Annotated in this window: 23 protein-coding genes and 1 tRNA gene; 14 read left to right on the plus strand and 10 right to left on the minus strand. The window is 70.5% G+C overall.

Features of this window, described 5'->3' with window-relative positions; genetic code table 11:
- Window positions 1-173: 173 nt before the first annotated feature.
- The 5 genes from JQS43_RS20270 (at window position 174) to JQS43_RS20290 (ending at window position 3,279) form a co-directional block, all read left to right on the plus strand.
- On the plus strand, window positions 174-1,331 hold the full coding sequence (locus tag JQS43_RS20270; protein ID WP_239675962.1) for a DUF418 domain-containing protein: 1,158 nt from the start codon (window positions 174-176) through the stop codon (window positions 1,329-1,331).
- Between the two features lie 78 nt (window positions 1,332-1,409).
- Window positions 1,410-1,976, plus strand: coding sequence for a GNAT family N-acetyltransferase (locus JQS43_RS20275; protein WP_239675963.1), 567 nt, complete (start codon window positions 1,410-1,412; stop codon window positions 1,974-1,976).
- Between the two features lie 107 nt (window positions 1,977-2,083).
- Window positions 2,084-2,575 carry a hypothetical protein gene (locus JQS43_RS20280; protein ID WP_239675964.1) on the plus strand — a complete coding sequence of 164 codons (492 nt, stop codon included), beginning with the start codon at window positions 2,084-2,086 and terminating at the stop codon, window positions 2,573-2,575.
- Window position 2,576: 1 nt separating this feature from the next.
- Window positions 2,577-2,801, plus strand: a complete 225-nt coding sequence (locus JQS43_RS20285; protein WP_420847606.1) for a helix-turn-helix transcriptional regulator — start codon at window positions 2,577-2,579, stop codon at window positions 2,799-2,801.
- 88 nt (window positions 2,802-2,889) lie between these two features.
- On the plus strand, window positions 2,890-3,279 hold the full coding sequence (locus JQS43_RS20290) for a VOC family protein (protein ID WP_239675965.1): 390 nt from the start codon (window positions 2,890-2,892) through the stop codon (window positions 3,277-3,279).
- Between the two features lie 41 nt (window positions 3,280-3,320).
- On the opposite strand, the gene JQS43_RS20295 is transcribed toward JQS43_RS20290, so the two are convergent.
- Window positions 3,321-3,393: transfer RNA gene (locus JQS43_RS20295), tRNA-Ala, on the minus strand.
- A gap of 55 nt (window positions 3,394-3,448) precedes the next feature.
- Window positions 3,449-4,096, minus strand: coding sequence for a YqgE/AlgH family protein (locus JQS43_RS20300; RefSeq protein WP_239675966.1), 648 nt, complete (start codon window positions 4,094-4,096; stop codon window positions 3,449-3,451).
- A 108-nt stretch (window positions 4,097-4,204) separates the two neighbouring features.
- On the opposite strand from JQS43_RS20300, the gene JQS43_RS20305 reads away from it, so the two are divergent.
- Window positions 4,205-4,987: an S-methyl-5'-thioadenosine phosphorylase gene (locus tag JQS43_RS20305; protein WP_239675967.1), complete on the plus strand. Its 783-nt coding sequence runs from the start codon at window positions 4,205-4,207 to the stop codon at window positions 4,985-4,987.
- 43 nt (window positions 4,988-5,030) lie between these two features.
- On the opposite strand, the gene JQS43_RS20310 is transcribed toward JQS43_RS20305, so the two are convergent.
- The 5 genes from JQS43_RS20310 to mshB are packed head-to-tail and all read right to left on the minus strand — an operon-like array spanning window position 5,031 to window position 8,817.
- Complete coding sequence (locus tag JQS43_RS20310) at window positions 5,031-5,489, minus strand: hypothetical protein (protein WP_239675968.1); 459 nt, start codon at window positions 5,487-5,489, stop codon at window positions 5,031-5,033.
- A gap of 49 nt (window positions 5,490-5,538) precedes the next feature.
- The gene (locus JQS43_RS20315; protein WP_239675969.1) at window positions 5,539-7,278 is read right to left on the minus strand and encodes a VanW family protein; all 1,740 of its coding nucleotides are present in this window, start codon (window positions 7,276-7,278) and stop codon (window positions 5,539-5,541) included.
- 56 nt (window positions 7,279-7,334) lie between these two features.
- Window positions 7,335-7,484, minus strand: a complete 150-nt coding sequence (locus JQS43_RS20320; protein ID WP_239675970.1) for a hypothetical protein — start codon at window positions 7,482-7,484, stop codon at window positions 7,335-7,337.
- A complete protein-coding gene (locus tag JQS43_RS20325; RefSeq protein ID WP_239675971.1) occupies window positions 7,481-7,960 on the minus strand; it encodes a hypothetical protein in 480 nt (159 codons plus the stop codon). The genes JQS43_RS20320 and JQS43_RS20325 overlap by 4 nt, the downstream gene beginning before the upstream one ends.
- Window positions 7,957-8,817 (minus strand): N-acetyl-1-D-myo-inositol-2-amino-2-deoxy-alpha-D-glucopyranoside deacetylase, encoded by an 861-nt coding sequence (gene mshB / locus JQS43_RS20330; RefSeq protein WP_239675972.1) that lies wholly within the window; start codon window positions 8,815-8,817, stop codon window positions 7,957-7,959. Before mshB ends, JQS43_RS20325 begins: the two co-directional genes overlap by 4 nt.
- 76 nt (window positions 8,818-8,893) lie before the next feature.
- Between mshB and JQS43_RS20335 the strand changes: the two genes are divergently transcribed.
- The 6 genes from JQS43_RS20335 to JQS43_RS20360 all read left to right on the plus strand — a co-directional run bounded on the left by JQS43_RS20335 (window position 8,894) and on the right by JQS43_RS20360 (window position 17,658).
- On the plus strand, window positions 8,894-10,810 hold the full coding sequence (locus JQS43_RS20335; protein WP_239679512.1) for a S9 family peptidase: 1,917 nt from the start codon (window positions 8,894-8,896) through the stop codon (window positions 10,808-10,810).
- Window positions 10,811-10,886: 76 nt separating this feature from the next.
- Window positions 10,887-12,323, plus strand: a complete 1,437-nt coding sequence (locus JQS43_RS20340) for a TldD/PmbA family protein (RefSeq protein WP_239675973.1) — start codon at window positions 10,887-10,889, stop codon at window positions 12,321-12,323.
- The gene (locus JQS43_RS20345) at window positions 12,320-13,738 is read left to right on the plus strand and encodes a TldD/PmbA family protein (protein WP_239675974.1); all 1,419 of its coding nucleotides are present in this window, start codon (window positions 12,320-12,322) and stop codon (window positions 13,736-13,738) included. Before JQS43_RS20340 ends, JQS43_RS20345 begins: the two co-directional genes overlap by 4 nt.
- Window positions 13,739-13,838: 100 nt before the next feature.
- Window positions 13,839-14,645, plus strand: coding sequence for a hypothetical protein (locus JQS43_RS20350; RefSeq protein ID WP_239675975.1), 807 nt, complete (start codon window positions 13,839-13,841; stop codon window positions 14,643-14,645).
- Between the two features lie 23 nt (window positions 14,646-14,668).
- Window positions 14,669-16,618 carry a fumarate reductase/succinate dehydrogenase flavoprotein subunit gene (locus JQS43_RS20355; RefSeq protein WP_239675976.1) on the plus strand — a complete coding sequence of 650 codons (1,950 nt, stop codon included), beginning with the start codon at window positions 14,669-14,671 and terminating at the stop codon, window positions 16,616-16,618.
- Entirely contained in the window at window positions 16,615-17,658 is a 1,044-nt protein-coding gene (locus tag JQS43_RS20360; protein ID WP_239675977.1) for a succinate dehydrogenase/fumarate reductase iron-sulfur subunit, read from the plus strand. Before JQS43_RS20355 ends, JQS43_RS20360 begins: the two co-directional genes overlap by 4 nt.
- Before the next feature lie 94 nt (window positions 17,659-17,752).
- On the opposite strand, the gene JQS43_RS20365 is transcribed toward JQS43_RS20360, so the two are convergent.
- Window positions 17,753-18,175, minus strand: coding sequence for a (deoxy)nucleoside triphosphate pyrophosphohydrolase (locus tag JQS43_RS20365; protein ID WP_239675978.1), 423 nt, complete (start codon window positions 18,173-18,175; stop codon window positions 17,753-17,755).
- Between the two features lie 178 nt (window positions 18,176-18,353).
- Between JQS43_RS20365 and JQS43_RS20370 the strand changes: the two genes are divergently transcribed.
- Window positions 18,354-18,683: a 4a-hydroxytetrahydrobiopterin dehydratase gene (locus tag JQS43_RS20370; protein ID WP_239675979.1), complete on the plus strand. Its 330-nt coding sequence runs from the start codon at window positions 18,354-18,356 to the stop codon at window positions 18,681-18,683.
- Between the two features lie 32 nt (window positions 18,684-18,715).
- Here JQS43_RS20370 and JQS43_RS20375 read toward each other — a convergent pair whose 3' ends face one another.
- Both JQS43_RS20375 and JQS43_RS20380 read right to left on the minus strand, forming a co-directional pair.
- Complete coding sequence (locus JQS43_RS20375) at window positions 18,716-18,982, minus strand: type II toxin-antitoxin system RelE family toxin (RefSeq protein WP_239675980.1); 267 nt, start codon at window positions 18,980-18,982, stop codon at window positions 18,716-18,718.
- A complete protein-coding gene (locus tag JQS43_RS20380) occupies window positions 18,979-19,263 on the minus strand; it encodes a type II toxin-antitoxin system Phd/YefM family antitoxin (protein ID WP_239675981.1) in 285 nt (94 codons plus the stop codon). Before JQS43_RS20380 ends, JQS43_RS20375 begins: the two co-directional genes overlap by 4 nt.
- 72 nt (window positions 19,264-19,335) lie before the next feature.
- On the opposite strand from JQS43_RS20380, the gene JQS43_RS20385 reads away from it, so the two are divergent.
- Entirely contained in the window at window positions 19,336-20,070 is a 735-nt protein-coding gene (locus JQS43_RS20385) for a class I SAM-dependent methyltransferase (protein ID WP_239675982.1), read from the plus strand.
- The last annotated feature ends 202 nt before the right edge of the window (window positions 20,071-20,272 follow it).

Raw genomic sequence — 20,272 nt, forward strand, 5'->3', positions numbered from 1 at the left:
CCGACTCGCCCCGCCGCCAAAGCCAGCGAGCCACCACTCCCGGATCTCCCAAGCCCCGGCGGCAATCGACATTGCGAGGAACCATGACATCGACTACCGGGCGTCCCCCTGAGACCGCGGCACCTACCGAGCAGACAGCTCGAATCCCGGCACCGGACCTGGCACGAGGGTTCATGCTGTTGCTGATCGTGCTGGCAAACACCGTCTACTATCTTTATAGCCGGGACCACTCTGGAAGCAGCGGCCATCCGCTCGATGGCTCGGCCGTCGACAAAGTCGTGCAGGCAGTTCTGATCATCGGCGTGGACCTACGGGTCTATCCGATGTTTGCCTTCCTCTTCGGCTACGGCCTCGTGATGCTGCTCCGCAGTCAGCAACGGAGAGGGCGTTCGGACCAGGATGCTCGGAGACTGGTGCAGCGACGAAACCTGTGGTTGATTCTCTTCGGCGCTGTCCACGCGATCCTCCTCTGGGGCGGAGACATCCTGGGCGCGTACGGATTGACCGGCCTGATTCTGGTCTGGCTCTTCCTGCGCCGGTCGGACCGCACCTTACTGATCTGGGCGGGGGTCGGCGCGACGCTGGTGTTTCTGTTGGCGGCTCTCTCCACCCTTGAGGGGGTGGCTATCCTGGCCGGCGAGGAGACTCCTTCCGAGGTCGGTGGATGGATCACCGCCATCATGACCGAAAGCGTCGCCACCGAGAGTGTCGTGGCCGCGGCCCTCCTGCGGATTACGATGTGGCCGATCCAGATCTTCATCGTGCAGGGCATCCTCGGGCTAGTCGTCCCAGTCTCCATACTCCTCGGGATCTGGGCCGCCCGGCGTCAGATCCTCGAGCGTCCGAGTGAGCACCGGCGGCTGCTCTGGATCGTCGCCGTGGGCGGTGTCGCCATCGGCTGGGCAGGCGCGATGCCACACGCGCTGACGCACGTTGGCATATTTAGCGGTCTCGAACCGGTGCTGTCGTCGTTCGCCGCACCACAGATGCTCACCGGGCTGGCCTGCGGCCTAGGTTACGTCGCAGCCTTCGGCCTGATCGGCGACCGACTCGCTGGCCGGCCGCTCGGGCGGTGGGCAGGCGCAGTCAGCGCGGTGGGGAAGCGATCGATGACGTGTTACCTCGCCCAGTCGGTCCTGTGTGCACCGCTGCTCGCCGCCTGGGGGCTCGGGCTCGGCGCACACCTCGGCAGCGCCACCATGGCCACGTACGCGGTCGGCGTCTGGCTGATCACCGTGGTCTACGCCGTGTACCTGGAACGAGCAGGCAAAGCCGGCCCGGCCGAGACCCTGATGCGGCGTCTGACTGGGAGGGATGGGCGAGCCCCATAGCGGACGGCGCCCCGCAGCGGGCCGTGCTCGACACCTTGACCTGAGCTTCGGCCGACTACCCTGAGCATGATGCATTCCATGCGACAGGTGAACCGGCATGAAGGCCTGGCAGTGCTTCCCCTCGCGGACGAGCTGCACGATGTCTACGCCGACACATTCTCCGGACCACCGTGGAACAAGCGCCAAGCCGGTATCGACCAGTTTCGCCAGCGCCTCGACACCGACGCGGGCCGACCCGGGTTCCGGTCGGTGGTCACCACCTCGCCAGCCGGGATCGACGGGTTCGCCACCGGCTGGATCACCGGGCAACCGTTCCGGTCCGACCGCGCCTACGGATTGGTCGCCGAGCAGCTCGGGCCGGAGCGGGTCGAGCGGATGCTCATCGGCGCGCTCGAAGTGGACGAACTCGCGGTCCGCCCTCGCGCCCGGCGGGACGGGCTTGGCCGCCAACTACTCGGCGAGCTGATCTCCGATGCGCCCAGCGGGCGAGCGTGGCTCCTGACCTCGCGGCAGATCACCGACACCGTCGCGTTCTACCGCCGAGTCGGCTGGTACGAGGTGCCGCCGCTGCTCGGTCAGGAGAACGACATCGTGGTGTTCCTCAGCCCGGCCCACCCGGCCCGGGACACCCCTACTCCGCCGTGACCGGCCGCCTGTTCGAAGCACCTGCCGGAGGTTAAGAATACTTGACATGATGTCGCGCCTGCTTTACTTTGGTTAAGAATCTTTGACATCACACCTAGGGGCCCGACATGTCGTACGAAGAGCGAGGCACGTGGGTCTATCTGCTCACGACGTTGGGGGTCTACACGGCGTACGTGATCGTCGTGCTGTCCCGGGCGACCGATCCGATCACCGAGACGGCGTACCAGGTGCCGTTGCTGGTGTCGATAGGGGCGGCGATCCTCGCGTCGATCCTGCTGCGGATCGTCGTCGAGATCGGCGCGGGAGTCGCCCGCGGCGTCCGCGACGAGGTCGCGGCGGAGATCGAGGCGCACACCGGGGCGAAGACCGAGCGACGCACCGCCGATCCGTATCGCACCGACGCCCGCGACCGCGACATCGCCCGGCTCGGCGACCAGCGCACCTGGATCGTCACCGCCGCAGGCGCGCTCGCCGCCATGCTCATGGCCCTCGCCGAGTGGCACTTCTTCTGGATCGCGAACGTCATCTACCTGAGCTTCGTGCTGCAGGCCGGCTCAAGCGCGATCGTCAAGCTCGTGCTCTACCGGCGGGGGTTCTGACGTGGCCAAGCCGACCAAGGTGACCAACCGCATCCGCGCCCTGCGGTTCGAGCACGGCGAGCTGACCCAGGCGCAGTTGGCCGACACCATCGGCGTCACCCGGCAGACGATCATCGCGATCGAGCAGGGTCGCTACTCGCCGTCGCTGGAGATGGCGTTCCAGATCGCGCGCGCCTTCGGAGTAGGCCTCGACGACGTGTTCCAGTACCCGGAGGAGCAATCATGAAAGCCGCCGTCGACCGCCCCACCCCGCAGGGCGTGCGCGAGCTCCCGATTGTCGAGAGCGCATGCCGCCGAGCTAGTCTTCGCCGATCATGACCGATCTTGGCGGAATCAATCATCTGACCCTGTCCACGATCGACCTCGACCGGCTCGTGGCCTACTACTCAGGGCTGCTGGGAGCGGAGCTCGCGTTCGAGCGTGCCGCCACCCCGGCTGAACCTCGACTTGCAGTCATCGATGTCGGTGGGGGCGACCACCTGATGATCGTTGAGACCGCTGCTCCCCCCACCGCCGAGCTCGACCCCCTGAGCAGGGCGGGGTGGGGGCTCCGAGTGGCAACGTACGCGCAGCTGTGTGAGGTCCGCGAACGAATCTTGGACGCTGGGTTGCCGGTCGATCAGATCGAGACGCTGCCCACGCAGTGGACGATGACAGCTCGCGATCCCGACGGACGCCCCGTGGACATACGGGCCCATCGCTGACAGTGGCGACTCGCCCGGTGGTTCGAGCAAATTGCGAAAAGTGGAGCCGAGGGGACTCGAACCCCTGACCCCCTCCATGCCATGGAGGTGCGCTACCAGCTGCGCCACGGCCCCACGTGCCCGCTGCATCTGGGCACCGCGCAATACTACACGCCCTGCGGGGCTCGGGTTAGTTCAGGGTCGGGTCCGTCGGGTAGGTCGCCACCGCCGCCACCAGCCCGCGCTGGCGCCGCAGCACCACCGTCCACAGATCGTCCGGCCGGGTCACGAACGGGTCCTGCGGCAGCGCCTCGAAGGTGAACCAGGAGCCGCCCTCGATCTCCTCCTCCAACTGGCCCGGGGACCAGCCCGCGTAACCCGCGAAGACCCGCACCGCGTCGACCTGTTCGCGCAGCGGCTCCGGCTCCCGCCCCAGGTCGACCGTGCCCAGCGCACCGAAGAACGGCTGGAACCCGGTCGGCCGGTCAGCCCCCTGACCGTCGACGCCGGCCCGGATCCGGGCCACACAGATCGCCGAGTCGGGCTGCACCGGGCCACCCTCGAACAGCACCGCCGGATCGTCGGCGAGCCCACCCCAGCCGCCCAGCACCTCAGAGACCGGCACCTCGGTGGCACGGTTGAGCACCACCCCCATCGCGCCGCCGGACTCGTGCGCGACGAGCAGCACCACCGTGCGCTCGAAGCTGGGGTCCCGCAACAGCGGGGTGGCCACCAGTAGCGACCCGACCAACGAGCCGGTCGGCCGCTCGAAGCTCACCGCGGGTTCACCCGTGCCGGGGTCACCTGGCACCCCCGGCTCACGCGCCATGCCAGCCATGCCGGAACGATAGCCTGCGGGCTACCTGTCTCGCTACGCTCCACGATCACCGACTGGAAACCTGTCGGCACAGATCGGGAGCAGCCCCCGCCCCGAGAGGAGACATCCGTGGCACCCACTGCCGAGTTCGCCGTGATCGGCGGCTCCGGTCTCTACGCCCTACTCGAAACCGCCGAAGATCATCATGTGGTGACGCCCTACGGCGCCACCTCCGATCCGGTCACCGTCGCCGAGGTGGCGGGTCGGAAGGTAGCGTTCCTACCCCGCCACGGCCGGGAGCACCAGTACCCGCCGCACAAGATCCCCTATCGAGCGAACCTGTGGGCGCTGAACGAGCTGGGCGTACGGCAGATTCTGGCCCCCTGCGCGGTCGGCGGCCTCCGCCCAGAGCTCGGCCCCGGCACCTTCGCCGTCCCGGACCAACTGCTCGACCGCACGTACGGTCGGGTGCAGACCTTCCACGACAGTGGTGCGGTGCACGTCTCCTTCGCCGACCCGTACTGTCCGACCGGCCGGGCCACGGTGCGGGCCACCGCGGCCGAGCAGCAACTGGCGATGGTCGACGGCGGGACCATGGTGGTGATCGAAGGGCCCCGCTTCTCCACCCGCGCGGAGTCCCGCTGGTACGCGGCGGCGGGCGGCACGCTGATCAACATGACCGGCCACCCGGAGGCGGTGCTGGCGCGCGAACTCGGCATCTGCTACACCGCGATCGCGCTCGTCACCGACCTCGACGCGGGCGTGGAAGACGGCGCCGGGGTGACCCAGGAGGAGGTCTTCCGGGTCTTCGGCGAGAACACCGAACGGATGCGCACGCTTTTGCTGGCCGCGCTCGGCGGGCTGCCGGACGAGCCGACCTGCGGCTGCGCCGCCGCGGTGCCAGCGCACTGAGCCGCCACGGTGCCAGCGCACTGAGCCGGACCGCTGGGCCCGGTCAGTACCGCCGGGCCGGCCGGGTGCTCTTCGCCTCCGCGAACCGCTTCAGCGACTGCGAGCGGTAGTCCAGGCCCAGCATGGTCAGCAGCAGTACGCCGACGGCGGCGCCACCGGCGGCGAAGCCGGCGTACTGCCAGGCCGCCTCGAAGCTGTCGCCGGCACCGACCTCGGCCGGGGTGGTGCCGCTGACGAACGGGCCGACGGTGAGCACCAGCACCCCCGCGGCGACCGCGGCGCCGGCCAGGTCGGCGGCGACGATCCCCAGCGGACGCCGGCGGGCCCAGCTCACCCCGGCGACCGCCATCGCCAGACCGATCACCCCGTACGCGACCAGGGTCCACCGCTGCTGGGCCGTCACCTCCTCGACCCCGCCGATCCGCACGATCAGCCGGCCCACCACGTTGACCGCGAACAGGACTCCAGCGAGGATCCCGATCCGCAGCAACCGCTCCCTCATCCGCCCTCCACCTCGTACCGTCGGTCCTGGCCGCCGTTGCCCCGCCGGGTCAGTCGTCGTCCGGGTCCTCGCCACAGATGACTTCCGGCTGCGCGGAGTACGTCCAGGTGAACTTCTCTCGATTGACTTCTATACCGTCCCGGTGGAAAATGCGCCAGGCGTCTTGCGTGAACCCTTCGATACCCTGAGTTTCGATGCAGGTGTCGTCCGGCTCCACGTACCGGCGCTCCGGTTCGGTCACCTCGCGCCGGTCGCTCCACTCGGTGGTGACGTCGTCCCACACCTTGGTGCTCCACATCGACACCGTGATCGAGTCGTCGTCGTAGGAGGTGTCGATCAGCACGCCGTACTGGGTGTCGTTGCGGAACTGCATGTCCAGACTTGGATAGAAGATCGTCGCCTCGATCACCGCCGGGTAGCGGGAGTAGTGGTAGGAGTGCGGGTGGTGCTCCACATCCTCCAGCCCGGCGTAGTAGGACGCGTTGAACAACGTGGTGGTGAACTGGGAGATCCCGCCGCCCACCGCAGGCTGCAGCCGGCCGTCGAGGATCACCGGGGCGTCCTGGAAACCCTCGTCGTAACCACGCTCGCCGGTGTAACCGTTGAGTGAGAAGGTCTCCCCCGGCAACACCACGGCGCCGTCGACCATGTCCGCGACGGTGGCGATGTTGTGGTTGCGGGGCGTGCTCAGGCCACCCTCGAAGTTTGTGGTGAAGCTGGAGACCTGCTCCCGGATGCCCAGGTCCTCGGCGTCGGCGGTGGTGAAGTCGGCCGAGACGGTGGTCATCTCGGCGGCCACCGTCCGCGGCGCGGGCTCGCTCACCACGGCCAGCAACTCGTCGGCGAGCGCCTCGATCTCCACCGCCTCGCCGTCCTCGCTCTCGACCACCGTGGGCTCGCCGCTGCGCAGCGCCACGGTGGCGTCGACCGGCGCGGTCTCGATCTCGTCGAGTTCCTCAGCCAGCGCCTCCCGCAGCGCCTCGTCGTCGATCCGCGGCACGATCTCACCCTGCTTGTCGGCGGTGAGATCGAGGCTGGCGGCGATCGCGGCCGGCGGGACCTGCCACTCCTGCCCATCGCTGGTGACCGCGACCGGGGCGGCCACCGCCGGCTCGGCGACCTCGGTGACCAGCCGGTCGACCTCCTCGGCGGTGGTGACCGGGTGAATCTCGACCAGCGGTAGCGCGACCACCCCGGGCTGCCGCCAGCCGCCGGCGTCGCCCAGGGCCTGCGGCCATCCCTCGGCGAGCGCCTGGACGGTCTGCTCCTGGTCGAGGCCGAGCCCGGGCTCCGGGTAGACCGGCACCGGCTCGGTGCCCTCGAAGGTGATCTCGGGCATGGTCATCGAGGCACCGGCCTCCGCCGCCGGCTCGGCCAGCTCTTCCTCCAGCGCCTCCTCGTCGACGGTGACCACCGGCGGGACATCGCGGGTGCCGAAGAGCGCGGCGAACGGCCCGACCCGTTCCGCGGCGGCCGCCACCGTGGCGTCGACATCTACGGCGAGGCCGATCTCGGCCGGGTCGAGCTCCAGCTCGACCTCGCCGACCCGGACCGGCACCGGCGCCGCCAACTCGTCCGCGTGCTGCTCCAGCGCCTCCTGCAACGTCTGCCGGGCGGCGTCGTGGCTCTTCGCCCCCAGGTCGACGCCGAGCACAGTGGTGCCACGGGGGACGTCCCCGGCGTACGCGTAGGCGGTAGTGGCACCGAGGCCGGAGGCGAGCACCGCCAGCACCCCTGCCAGGACCAGCACCAGGGTCCGGGAGAGGCGGGGTAGCTTAATGATCTTCAACAAAACCGGGTCCTCGTGGGTGGGGCGCCACGGTCAACGGCGCCGCGAGCCCTACCTTACGCGGTGCCCGCCATCGGGGCCGGATCGGCGGATCCCCCAAACCGGCGGTCTTTACTCACCAGCACCGGCGGCACACAGCCACCACCACCCGAGGTGTCGCAGCTCACCGTGCCGGCGCGGCAACGCAGCGCAGTGGCGTTGCTCACTGGCCACGACCGCCCGCCGCGAAGCCGATCACCGCCCCCACCACCAGCACCAGGGTGCCGCCGAAGAGCGCCAGCGCGCCGACCCAGTCGTCGGGGACCATCAGCCGGTCGCCCGCGTCGCTGCCGCGCAGGGTCAACACCACCACCAGGAACCAGCCCGCCAGCGGCAACGCCGTCGCCCAGCGCAGACCGGTGGCCCGGCGGGAGAACCAGACCAGGAACCCGGCCCCGCCGGCCGCGACCAGCAACGCAACCGGAACCCGCAGCCCCCGGGCGTCGCCGGCCAACTCCGCCAGCCACGGCACATGGGCGACCCGCAACGGCACCAGCAGCACCGTCAGCACCCCGGTGAGCAGGCCACCGAGCAACGCCAGCCCGCCGCCGGTGACCCGCAGCGCCCGGTCCAGCAGCGGCCACCGCTGCTCCGCCGGGACCGCCGGGGGCGCCGGCGCCACCTCCAGCTCGGCCTCGCTCACTGCGGCTTCAACCCCGCGAACAGGTCATCCTCCCAGCCGTGGGCACCGTTGCCGGGGCCCCGCTCGCCCGCGGCGAGCAGAAAGTGCTCCACCGCCAGGAAGCCATCGTCGGCCCGCCCCGCGAGCGTGTGCAGCCACGAGTCGGCCGGGATCTGGCTAGCGTGGGCCCGCATCGCCGCCGCCTTCGCCGCCTGCGCGGCCGGGGCGGTGATCTGGGCCGCGATCTCCTCGTCCGGCGTCCCGAACGGCAGCTCATCCACGTGGCCCACGTCCGCGAACGGATTGTCCGGCGCCCCCTGGAACTCCGCCATGCTGGCGACCAGCGCCGACTTCGGCACCGCGGTCCAGTAGACCTTGGCCGGCCCGATCCCCTCAGCGGCCGCGAGCTCCGCCGCCCGCATCGCCACCCGGTGCGCCTGGATATGGTCCGGATGCCCGTAGAACCCGTTCGGGTCGTAGGTGACCAGCACCCGCGGGCGAACCTCCCGGAACACCGCCAGTAGCTGCTCCGCCGCCTCCGCCAGCGACGCCTGCCAGAAACACCGGGGATGGTCGTTGGCCGGAGTGCCCATCATCCCGGAGTCCCGGTACCGGCCGGCGCCACCGAGAAACCGGTAGTCGGCCACGCCGAGCGCGGCGCAGGCGGCGGCCAGCTCACCGATCCGGTACCCGCCCAGCTGGTCGGCCGCGTCCGGCGCCAGCAACGCCAGCTCCGGCAGGTGGATCTCCCCCTCCTCGCCGAGTGTGCAGGTCACCAGCGTCACCGGCACCCCAGCTGCGGCGTAGTGCGCCATGGTGGCACCGGTGCCGATCGTCTCGTCGTCCGGGTGGGCGTGGACAAACAAGATTCCATTCACCTGGTCACTGTACTTCGCCGCAGGTCAGCAACTGGACACCCGGAACCGGTCGCATTCGGCGCCGCCGCCGGGCACCATGGCTACTGTGGAGGTGGAGCAGAGCGGACCGGCGCCCGGCGCGCCGAGTCGGGTGACGGTGGCGGCCGACGGCAGCCGGGTGGTCTCGCTGCGCGTCGGCGACCTCTGGGTCTACGACGTGGCGGCGGCAACCGAACGGCCGGTCACCGGTGTGGCGGCGCGGTTGACCCGGTATGCGACCGACGCCGCCGCCACGGTCGCGGCCGCGGACCACGACGGCCAGCTCTACCGCGCCGACCTGGCCACCGGCCGGCTCACCGCGCTCGACACCCCCGGACCGGTCGCCGATTCGCGCCCCGACCCGACCGGCCGGCGGATCGGCTACCTCACCGGCGGCGGGCTCCGGGTCATCGACGAGACCGGCGCCGACACGCTACTCGCGGGCGAACCCGACCCGGCCGCCGGCGGCCTGCCGTACCTCACCTGGGGTTCGGCCGAGCCCGCCGCGCGCCGCTACTTCCGGCGAGGTCGGGGCTGGTGGTGGGCGCCCGACGGGGAGAGCGTGCTCGCCGCCCGGGTCAACTACGCCCGGTCCCGCCCGGAGGTCTCGCTGCACCTGCTGGACCTCGACGGCGGCTGGGTCGACGTCCACTGGGATCGCGAGACCTACCCATACCTGGTCAGCGTGCGCTGGGCGGACCACCGCGACCCGCTGATCGCAGTGCTGCGCCGGCCGCAACAACACGGCCTCGTGCTGGCGGTCGACGCCCGGACCGGCGAGACCCAGGTGCACGCCGAACTCGCCGACCCGCGCTGGGTGGAGCCGGTGCCGGGCACGCCCCGGCACCTGCCCGACGGTCGGGTGCTGGTCGGCGGCGAGTTGGCCCACGACGGCTACGACGCCCGCTGCCTGTTCGCCGACGGCACCCTGCTCACCCCGCCCTCGCTCTACGTGCGGCGGGTGGTGGGTCGGCTCGCCGGCGGGGCGCAGCTGCTCGTCGAGGGGTCCGCCGGCGAGCCCAGCGAGCAGCACCTGTTCCGGGTCAGCACCGGCGTGGGCACCGGCGGGGTGGATGCGCAACGAGTCACCACCGCCCCCGGTTGGCACCACGGTGCGGTGGGCGGCGACACCATGGCGATCGGCACCGAGTCCCTGGAGCAGGTCGGTGTTGGCTGGACGATCTGGCGCCACGGCCAGCAGGTCGGTGAGCTGGCCACCACTCCCGCCCCGGGCAGTGGGCGGATGCAGCTGCGGCTGCCGGCTGACGCGGCCGGGCTGCGGGGCCCACAACCCCAGCTGGCTCGGGTGACCGACCGCCGGCTGCCCACCGGAGTGCTGTACCCCCGGCAGTACGTCACCGGCCGGCGGCTGCCGGTCCTGCTGCACACCACCGGGCTGCGGCAGGGGGTCCGGGCGGTCCGCGCCGACTGGTTCGACCGGCAGCGCTGGGCCGACGCCGGCTTCGCGGTGGTGGCGGTCGACCCCCGGGGTACGCCGGGGGTGGCGCCCTCGTTCGAGAAGGTCGTGCACCGCCGGCTCGTCGACCTCGCCATCGGCGACCTCGCCGATGCGCTCGCCGCGCTCGCCGGCAAGCACCCGGACCTCGACCTGGAGCGGGTGGGGCTGCGGGGCGCCGGGGTCGGCGGTTGGCTCGCCGCCATGGCGGTCCTGCTCCGCCCGGAGCTGTTCCGGTGCGCGGTCGCGGTGCGGCCGGTGCGGGAGTGGGGCGAGGTCGACCCGGTGCTAGCTGAGCGTTACCTCGGCGCGCCCGACGAGGGGTCGGAGGTCTACCGGCATCACAGTCTGGTCGCCGCGGCCGGGGAGTTCGGCGGGCCTGCCCCGCTGCTGCTGGTAGGAGAATCGCCCGGCGGCGCCGGCGGCGCGGTCGGCGAGACGCTGCCCGCCGACACCCCAGCGGACCAGCGGGAACGTCTCGAGCTGGAGTTCCTGCACCGCCACCTCTCCCCTAGTTGATCATGGACTTAGGTTCATGATGGGTGCCCCATCATGAACCTAAGTCCATGATCAGCCGGCGGGTAGGGTGGCGCGCATGAGTGAGTTCGACGCCGCGAGCGCCGCCGTCCAGGCCGCCCTCGACGCCGGCGCCCGATACGCCGACGCCCGGGTGATGCACCGCCGGTACGAGTCGATGGGTGCCCGCAACGGCGAGATCGAGGCACTGAGCCAGAACGAGAGCGTCGGGCTCGGAGTCCGGGCCCTGGTCGGCTCCGGCTGGGGGTTCTACGCCGCCGCCGAGCTCGATGACGCCGCCGCCCGAACGGCCGGCGCCCGCGCGGCCGCGATCGCCGAGGCGAGCGCCGCGGTGCCCGGGCCGCCGGCGGCGCTGGTGCCCGCCACCGCGGTGGTCGACTCCTGGGCCTCCGGCTGCCGGGTCGACCCGCTGGCGGTGCCGCTGGCCGACAAGGGCGACCTGCTGGTCCGGGCCACCCAGCTGATGCGCGACTACGGCGCCGACCAGGCCGCGGGCACCTACCAGATCTGGGACACCCGAAAGTGGTTCGTCTCCAGCGAAGGACACCGGATCGACCAGCACATCCGGGAGTGCGGCGGCGGGATCCACGCCACCTCGATCGGCGAGACCGAGAGCCAGCGCCGCTCCTACCCGTCGTTCCGGGGCCAGTACGGCACCCGCGGCTGGGAGCTCATCGACGAGCTGGACTTCCTGGCCCACGCGCCCCGGGTGGCGGAGGAGTCGCGGGCGTTACTGACCGCCCCGTTCTGCCCGGAGGGCGAGACCGCGCTGATCCTCGGCGGCGAGCAGATGTCCCTACAGATCCACGAGTCGGTCGGGCACGCCATCGAGCTGGACCGGATCCTCGGCTGGGAGGCCGCCTACGCCGGCACCTCCTGGCTGGACCTGAACCAGCTGGGCTCGCTGCGCTACGGCTCGGAGCTGATGAACATCACCATCGATCCCACCATCCCGGGTGCGCTCGGTTCGTTCGGCTACGACGACGAGGGCACCCCGGCGGCGGCGCGGGACGCGGTCCGCGACGGCCGCTGGGTGGGCGTACTCGCCGGTCGGGACTCGGCCGCGGTCGCCGGCCTCGGCTACGGCGGCAGCGTCCGCGCCGACGGGTGGGCCCGGCTGCCGATGGTGCGGATGACCAACGTCGGGCTGGAGCCTGGACCGCACACTCTGGAGGAGATCATCGCGAACACCGACGACGGCATCCTGATGGACTTCAACCGTTCCTGGTCGATCGACGACCGCCGGCTCAACTTCCAGTTCGGCTGCGAGATCGGCTGGGAGATCAAGAACGGCCAGCGGGGGCGGATGCTGCGCAACCCGACCTACACCGGCATCGGGCCACGCTTCTGGAACTCGATGGACATGCTCTCCTCCGAGTCGATCGCCTGGGGCACCCCGAACTGCGGCAAAGGCCAGCCGAGCCAGATCGGCCACACCGGGCACCCGGCGGCGCCGGCCCGGTTCACCAACGTACGGGTGGGGGTGCGCGGATGACCCCGCAGCAGCTCGCCGAACATGTCCTGACGGTCACCACCGACCGCGCCGGCGGCGACGCCGAGATCGAGGTCAGCGTCGACCGGCAGGAACTGGCGCTGACCCGGTTCGCCAACTCGGCGATCCACCAGCACGTCACCGACGACACCACCACGGTGCAGCTGCGGCTGCACCTCGACGGCCGCACCACCAGTACCTCCACCACCGTCAGCAATCCAGCCGGGATCGACGCGATGGTCGACCGGGCGGTGGCCTCGGTACGGGTGGCGCCGGCCGAGCCCGGCTGGCCCGGCCTGACCCCGCCCCCGCCCGGTGAGGCCTCCGCGGCCGGCGAGGTCTTCGCGGCCGGCGGCGCCGGTTACGACGAGGCGACCGCCGACGCCGACCCGCGCGCCCGGGCGGAGCAGGTCCGAGCCTTCGTGGCCGCGGTCGGCGCCGACGCCACCGCCGCCGGCTACTGCCGCACCCTGGGCTGGCAGGGCGCATTCGTCAACTCCGCTGGGCACGCGGTCACCGCCCGGACCACCGAAGCGGCGCTGGACGGGATCGCCCGGCAACATGGCCGCGATGGCGTCGCCCGACAAGCCGCGGTCTCACTCACCGACCTCGACGGGGCCGCGCTCGGCCGCCGGGCCGGGGCGAAGGCGGCCACCGGGCAGGACCCGATCGAACTGCCGCCCGGCGAGTACGAAGTGGTGCTGGAGCCGTGCGCGGTGGCGGATGTGCTCGCGAACCTGGCGGCGTGGGGGTTCAACGGCCGCACCTACGCCGACGGTCAGTCCTTCGCCCAGCTGGGCGAAGCGCAGTTCGACCCCGCGGTCACCATCGTGGACGACCCGTACGCCGCCGGGTCGCCCGGCCGAACGTACGACCGGGAGGGGACCGTCCGCCGCCGGCTGACCCTGGTCGAGCAGGGTGTGACCCGCGCGGTGACACACAATCGGCGCAGCGCCGCGCTGGCCGGGCCGCCCGCCGTGGCCACCGGCCACACCAGCCCGATCCCGCTGCTGCCGGGCGCCGTCGCCGGCAACCTGGGGCTGCGCCCGGATCCGACCAGCGGCGCCGGTGCCGCCGCGCCGGCCGCGGTCGACCCGGCCGCCGTGCCACTGATCGCCGGCGTCGGCCGGGGTCTGCTCGTCTCCGACCTGTGGTACACCCGGGTGCTGGACCCGAAGCGGCTGGTGATGACCGGACTCACCCGCAACGGGGTCTGGCTGATCGAAGACGGCGAGATCACCAGGCCGGTGCAGAACCTCCGGTTCACCCAGTCGTACCCGGCGGCACTGGCCCCGGGCGCGGTCCGCGGGGTCGGCCCGACCGCCCCGGTGCTGCCGACCCCATGGGGTGTGGCCTGGTGGCGGGCGCCCGGCCTGCACCTGGCCGGGTGGCGGTTCACCGGTGGCGCCGCCGGCTAACCCAGCCGCGTCGAAAGATCACACCCGGGTAGCCCCACTGGCGCTAGGCGGCAATGGCCGCGTAACGTGTCCCGCGATTCGGAAGGGAGCGCAGAGGGGCATGACGACGGCAGAGAAGCCATCGGTGGTCGCGGCGCCCCGCGCCACCATCGGGGCCAAGACCCTACGGAAAGACCGGTGGTGGCTAGCCCCCGGGTTAACGGCTGCCGGCTTGATCGCCTGGCTCGCGTACTCAGTCACCCGCGTCTTCCAGCAAGACAACTATTGGGTGGGCGAGTACCACTATCTGACGCCTTACTACTCACCCTGCACTTCGACCGGCTGTATCGAGGGCGCGGCGGTGTTCGGCAGATTCACGCCGGACCATCCACTGCTCCCGTACGCGATGCTCAGCCTGCCGATCCTGCTGGTCTTCCGGTTGACCTGCTACTACTACCGCAAGGCGTATTATCGCACGTTCTGGCTGTCGCCCCCGGCCTGCGCAGTGCCGGACGGGCACAAGAGCTACAGCGGTGAGACCAAGTTCCCGCTGATCTTCCAGAACATCCACCGCTACACCTTCTACGTCGCGGCCGCGATCGTGGTGCTGAATACGTACGACGCGATCCTCGCCTTCAACACCGAGAACGGCTTCGGGTTCGGCCTCGGCAACCTGGTGTTGCTGCTCAACGTGACGATGCTGTGGGCGTACACGCTCTCCTGCCACTCCTGCCGGCACGTCACCGGCGGGCGGCTGAAGCACTTCTCCCGCAGCCCGCTGCGCTACCGCTGGTGGACCTTCGTGTCGAAGCTCAACGTCCGGCACATGCAGTTCGCCTGGTTCTCCCTGGGTACGCTGGCGTTCGCCGACTTCTATGTCATGGCCGTTTCCGCCGGCTGGTTCAGCGACTTCCGGTTCTTCAACTAGCGGCGACGAGGCGAGGCAAGACGATGAAGAACATCGAACGACACCAGTACGACGTGGTGGTCATCGGCGCTGGCGGGGCGGGCCTGCGGGCCGCGATCGAGGCCCGGCTAGCCGGCAAGAAGACCGCGGTGATCTCCAAGTCGCTCTTTGGCAAGGCGCACACGGTGATGGCCGAGGGCGGCGCCGCGGCGGCGATGGGCAACGTCAACAGCAACGACAGTTGGCGGGTCCACTTCCGGGACACCATGCGCGGCGGGAAGTTCCTCAACAACGTCCGGATGGCCGAACTGCACGCCCAGGAGGCGCCGCAACGGATCTGGGAGCTGGAGACCTACGGCGCCCTCTTCGACCGGACCAAAGACGGAAAGATCTCGCAGCGGAACTTCGGCGGCCACGAATATCCGCGACTGGCCCACGTCGGCGACCGCACCGGCCTGGAGCTGATCCGGACCCTGCAACAAAAGATCGTCTCGCTACAGCAGGAGGATTTCGCCGCCACCGGCAGCTACGACGCCCGGCTGAAGGTCTTCGACGAGACCACTATCACCGAGCTGCTGCGCGATGGCGAGCGGATCGCCGGGGCGTTCGGCTACCGGCGGGAGACCGGCGAGTTCCTCCTCTTCGAGACCCCCGCGGTGGTGCTCGCCACCGGCGGCATCGGCAAGTCCTACAAGGTCACCTCGAACTCCTGGGAGTACACCGGCGACGGGCACGCGCTGGCGATGCGGGCCGGCGGCACGCTGATCAACATGGAGTTCGTGCAGTTCCACCCCACCGGCATGGTGTGGCCGCCCAGCGTCAAGGGCATCCTGGTCACCGAGTCGGTGCGGGGCGACGGCGGCGTGCTGACCAACAAAGACGGCAAGCGGTTCATGTTCGACTACGTGCCCGCGGTCTTCCGCAACTACTACGCGGAGACCCCGGAGGAGGCCGACGGCTGGTACGAAGATCCGGACAACCATCGCCGCCCGCCGGAGCTACTCCCCCGCGACGAGGTCGCCCGGGCGATCAACTCCGAGGTGAAGGCGGGCCGCGGCAGCCCCGCCGGCGGAGTCTTCCTCGACGTCTCCGGCCGGCTGAGCGCCGAGGTGATCCGCAAGAAGCTGCCGTCGATGTACCACCAGTTCAAGGAGCTGGCCGACGTCGACATCACCGCGCAGCCGATGGAGGTCGGGCCGACCTGCCACTACGTCATGGGCGGCATCGAGGTCGAGGCCGACTCCGCCGCCGCGGTGGGCGAGGTCGAAGGGCTCTTCGCCGCCGGTGAGGTCGCCGGCGGCATGCACGGCTCGAACCGGCTCGGCGGTAACTCCCTTTCGGACCTGCTGGTCTTCGGCAAGCGGGCCGGCGAGCACGCCGCCGCGTACGCCGACAACTTCCCGCTCAGCGGTGGCCCCGGTGGCCGGTCGCAACGGCCGAAGGTCGCCGAAGCAGAGGTCACCGCGGCGATGGACGCGGCGCTGGCGCCGCTGTCCCGCGAAGGCGGCGAGAACCCGTACACCCTGCAGCAGGACCTGCAGGACGTGATGAACAGTCTGGTCGGCATCATCCGCCGCAAGGGTGAGCTGACCGACGCCCTGGGGCGCCTCGCCGAGCTACGGGAACGGGTCGCGAAGGTCGGCGCCGCCGGCGGCCGGCAGTACAACCCCGGCTGGCACCTCGCCCTGGACCTGCGCAACATGCTGGTGGTCTCGGAGTGCATCGCCCGGGCAGCGCTGACCCGGGACGAGTCCCGCGGCGGACACACCCGCGAAGACTTCCCGGAGATGGACCCGAGCTGGCGCCGGGTCAACCTGGTCTGCGCGCTGACCGCAGACGGCGGAGTGTCGCTGGCCCAGCAGCCGGTGCCGGAGCTGCCGCCGGAGCTGGCGGGGCTGTTCGACCGCGACGAGCTCGCCAAGTATTACACCGAGGAAGAGCTTCCCCCCGCGGCCAGCGGGTCGGACTCGGCAGAGAAGGAGAGCACCCGATGAGCAAGCGTGAGTTCCGGATCTGGCGGGGCGACACCGAGGGTGGCGAGCTGACCGACTACCAGGTCGAGGTCAACGAGGGTGAGGTCGTCCTCGACGTCATTCACCGGTTGCAGGCCACCCAGACCCCCGACCTCGCCTGCCGGTGGAACTGCAAGGCCGGCAAGTGCGGCTCCTGCTCGGTGGAGATCAACGGCAAGCCGCGGCTCGCGTGCATGACCCGGATGTCCACCTTCGAGGAGGAAGAGACGGTGACGGTGACGCCGCTGCGCACCTTCCCGATCATCCGCGACCTGGTCACCAACGTCTCCTATAACTACACCAAGGCCCGGGAGACCCCGGCGTTCGCCCCACCGCCGGAGCTGGCCCCGGGCGAATACCGGATGCAGCAGGTCGATGTGGAGCGCTCGCAGGAGTTCCGCAAGTGCATCGAGTGCTTCCTGTGCCAGACGGTGTGCCACGTGATCCGCGACCACGAGGAGAACAAAGAGGCGTTCTCCGGCCCGCGAATGTTCATCCGCGCCGCGGAGCTGGACATGCACCCACTGGACGACCGCACCGACCGGGCCGAGCAGGCCAGCCACCAGCAGGGCATCGGTTACTGCAACATCACCAAGTGCTGCACCGAGGTGTGCCCGGAGCACATTAAAATTACCGATAACGCCATCATTCCGATGAAGGAGCGGGTGGTGGATCGGCGGTATGATCCGCTGGTCTGGCTCGGTCGCAAGATTCTCCGGAGGGATCAGGTGGAGCAGCAAGCAACGGCGGGCAGCGCCGCCGCGGGTGTCTCAGGCAGCCCGGGAACCCCGGGCGGGGAGGCAGGGCCGGTCCACTACGCGGCCGAACCCACTCCCGGTGGCCTGAGCTTCGCGCAGGAGATCCCGGCACCGCAGCCACCGGTGCTAGACGCGGACGGCAAGCTGCCGATGACGGAGACCCGCTTCGACAAGCCCGGTCCGGCCTCGCCATTCGGCGAGGATGTCACCTTCCCGGTCGACCCGCAGCAGCTCAACTACCGGTACTGGCAGGCGCAGGCCTGAACGATCGTGGTGGTCCCGTCGGCCGGACCGGGTGCTGGGTCACCTGATCCGGCCGATGCTGCCGGTCGGCCGGACCGCGCTGCTCCCCGCGAACTCAGTGGGCTGGCGCCGGCAGCAGGCCGTGGATAGCCGCCAGGATCGGTGCGTCCGCCGGCAGCCAGGCGACGCTGTCGAAACGGTCCGGCGCCAACCAGCGCAGTTCGGCATGCTCCAATGGTTGCGGCTCAGCCTCCCCGACCAACGTAGCGAGATAGACCTTCAACACCGCCTCCCGGCCCGGGATGGGGACGGTCGGTCCGATCTGGTCTCCGACTATCACCGGCACCGCCAGCTCCTCCCGGCACTCACGCAGCAGCGCGTCCCGCTCAGACTCCCCTGGCTCGACCTTGCCGCCCGGCAGCTCCCACCAACCCGCCAGCTCGGGCGGCCGAGCCCGGGCGCAGGCGAGCAGTCGGCCCGCCCTGATGAGGGCGGCACCGACGATAACCGGGAGCAGACTCGTCCGTTCGTTGCGCACGAGAGACAACAGTGCCACAGAATCTGTCGGGTCGGCCGCGTCCGGTGTCCCAATGGTGCCCGGACGCCGGAAATGTAGCCGTGGACAGGACGCCGGCCTCCCGGCAGACTGAGGGCGAGGGTGACAGTTCGGCGACAAATTGGCCACAAGCCAGCAACGGCGTCCGGGGAGGGTTAGCATGCGCGCATCCTGGGACACCAGACGTGACGACTACTTACACGACGCGCTGGCGCTACTCGACGGGTGGACCCGCGAGGATCGGGAACTCACCCGCACCCTACCGATAGACGACAACCAGCACGCAGCGCTCACCGAGCGGATCAAGGTCGCCGCGGATGCGCTGCAGTGCCGCCCGGAGATCCGTCGAGTCGACGGCGAGACCCGGATCCGGCTCAGCACCCCCGACTCGGCTGGCCTCACCGACGGGACAGTCGCGCTCGCCGCGCGCATCGAGACCGCCTACCAGACCGTCACCGGTCAGCTTAACAACGGCGCCCCCCGACCCTGAGGCTGACTCCCCAGCGCCGGCGCGGCGACAATTCACCGCTGGTACGCGTCACGGCGATGGCGGATGGCGACGACTCGGACCACGACCCGATCCTCATAGATCTGATAGATGACTCGAAACTCGCCACGACGGGCCGAGTAGTGGCCCGCCAGTTGATCACGCAGGGCCTTGCCCACCCGGTGCGGATGTTCGCTGAGCGGGCCCCGGATGAATTCCCAGCAGGCCACCGCGGCGACCTCGGGCAGATCTTTTACCAACGCCCTCCGGGCCGCCCTGGTCAGCTCGATCCGGTAGGTCACCGCGGCAACCGCCCGTGGGCGCGCATCTCCTCAGTCACCTCTTCGAGGCTGAATACCTCGCCCTGCTCCGCTTCGGCCGTTGCTGCCCGGATCTCGCGGACCAGCTCCGGATCGCTCAGGATGTCGAGCGTCTCCATGATCGAGTCGTAGTCGTCCGCGCTCATGATCACCGCCGCCCGCCGCCCCTTTCGCGTCACCTCCACCCGCTCATGAGTGCGCACAGCCTCGTCGACCAGGCGGGAGAGGTTGGCTCTGGCCTCGGCGAGCGGGATTGTCGTCATGTACATGATTCTAGCGCACATGCCCGGGGAAAGTCCTTCGCGCTGGCTGGCGACCGCCTATACGCTCCCGCCATGATCGATGATCCATACCGGGACACCGAGCTCGTCGAGCTCTACGACGTAGACAACCCCGACGGGCCGGACCGTGCGTACTATCGGGCGCTCGCCGGCGAAATCGGCGCCGAGAAGATCATCGACCTGGGCTGCGGCACCGGGCTGCTGACCCGGTCGCTGTGCACCCCGGGCCGTACCGTCATCGGGATAGACCCGAGCGCCACCATGCTCGACCACGCCCGCAAGCAGCCCGGCGCGGACGCGGTCAGCTGGATCCTGGGGGACGCGGCGGCGATCCCGCCGACCGGCGACGCCGACCTAGCCATCTCCACCGCCAACGCGATGATGCACGTCCGCCCGGCGGCGCTGCCGGCCACGCTCGCCGCCCTCGCCGCCGCCCTCCGACCCGGCGGCACCCTCAGCTTCGAGAGCCGCCAACCGGCGTACCGGCAGTGGGAAGAATGGACTCCGGATGCCACCTACGGCGAGCGGGTCATACCGGCGGGGCTGCTACGCGAGTGGCTGGTGGTCACCGAGGTGGCCGACGGGCGGGTGGTCTTCGACGCCCACAACGTCTTCCCGGACGGCGAAGACCGGGTCTACACCTCCGTGCTCTACTTCCGCGACGAGGCCGAGTTCCGCCGGGAACTCGCGGCGGCCGGCTTCGCCGACATCACCGTCGCCGGCGACTGGCACGGCGGACCGGCCCTGGACACCTCCCGCATCCTGGTCTTCCGGGCAGCCCGGGCCTAACCCTTTGGGTTGATCATGGACCTAGGTACATGGATGGGGCCCATTCTGGTCCCAAACCTCATGGTCAACCCACGCGCGGCGGGGGGCGGCCCTGGACGGAGGCGCTGCCCAACCAGTTACGCCGCCCTCCGATCCGACGCTCTCCGCGAAGCTGTCCCCGACGTCGCTCGGCACCTCAGCCCCCTTGGTGGGTTGAGTGGTG

Source organism: Natronosporangium hydrolyticum (assembly GCF_016925615.1).
GTDB classification, from domain to species: Bacteria; Actinomycetota; Actinomycetes; order Mycobacteriales; family Micromonosporaceae; genus Natronosporangium; species Natronosporangium hydrolyticum.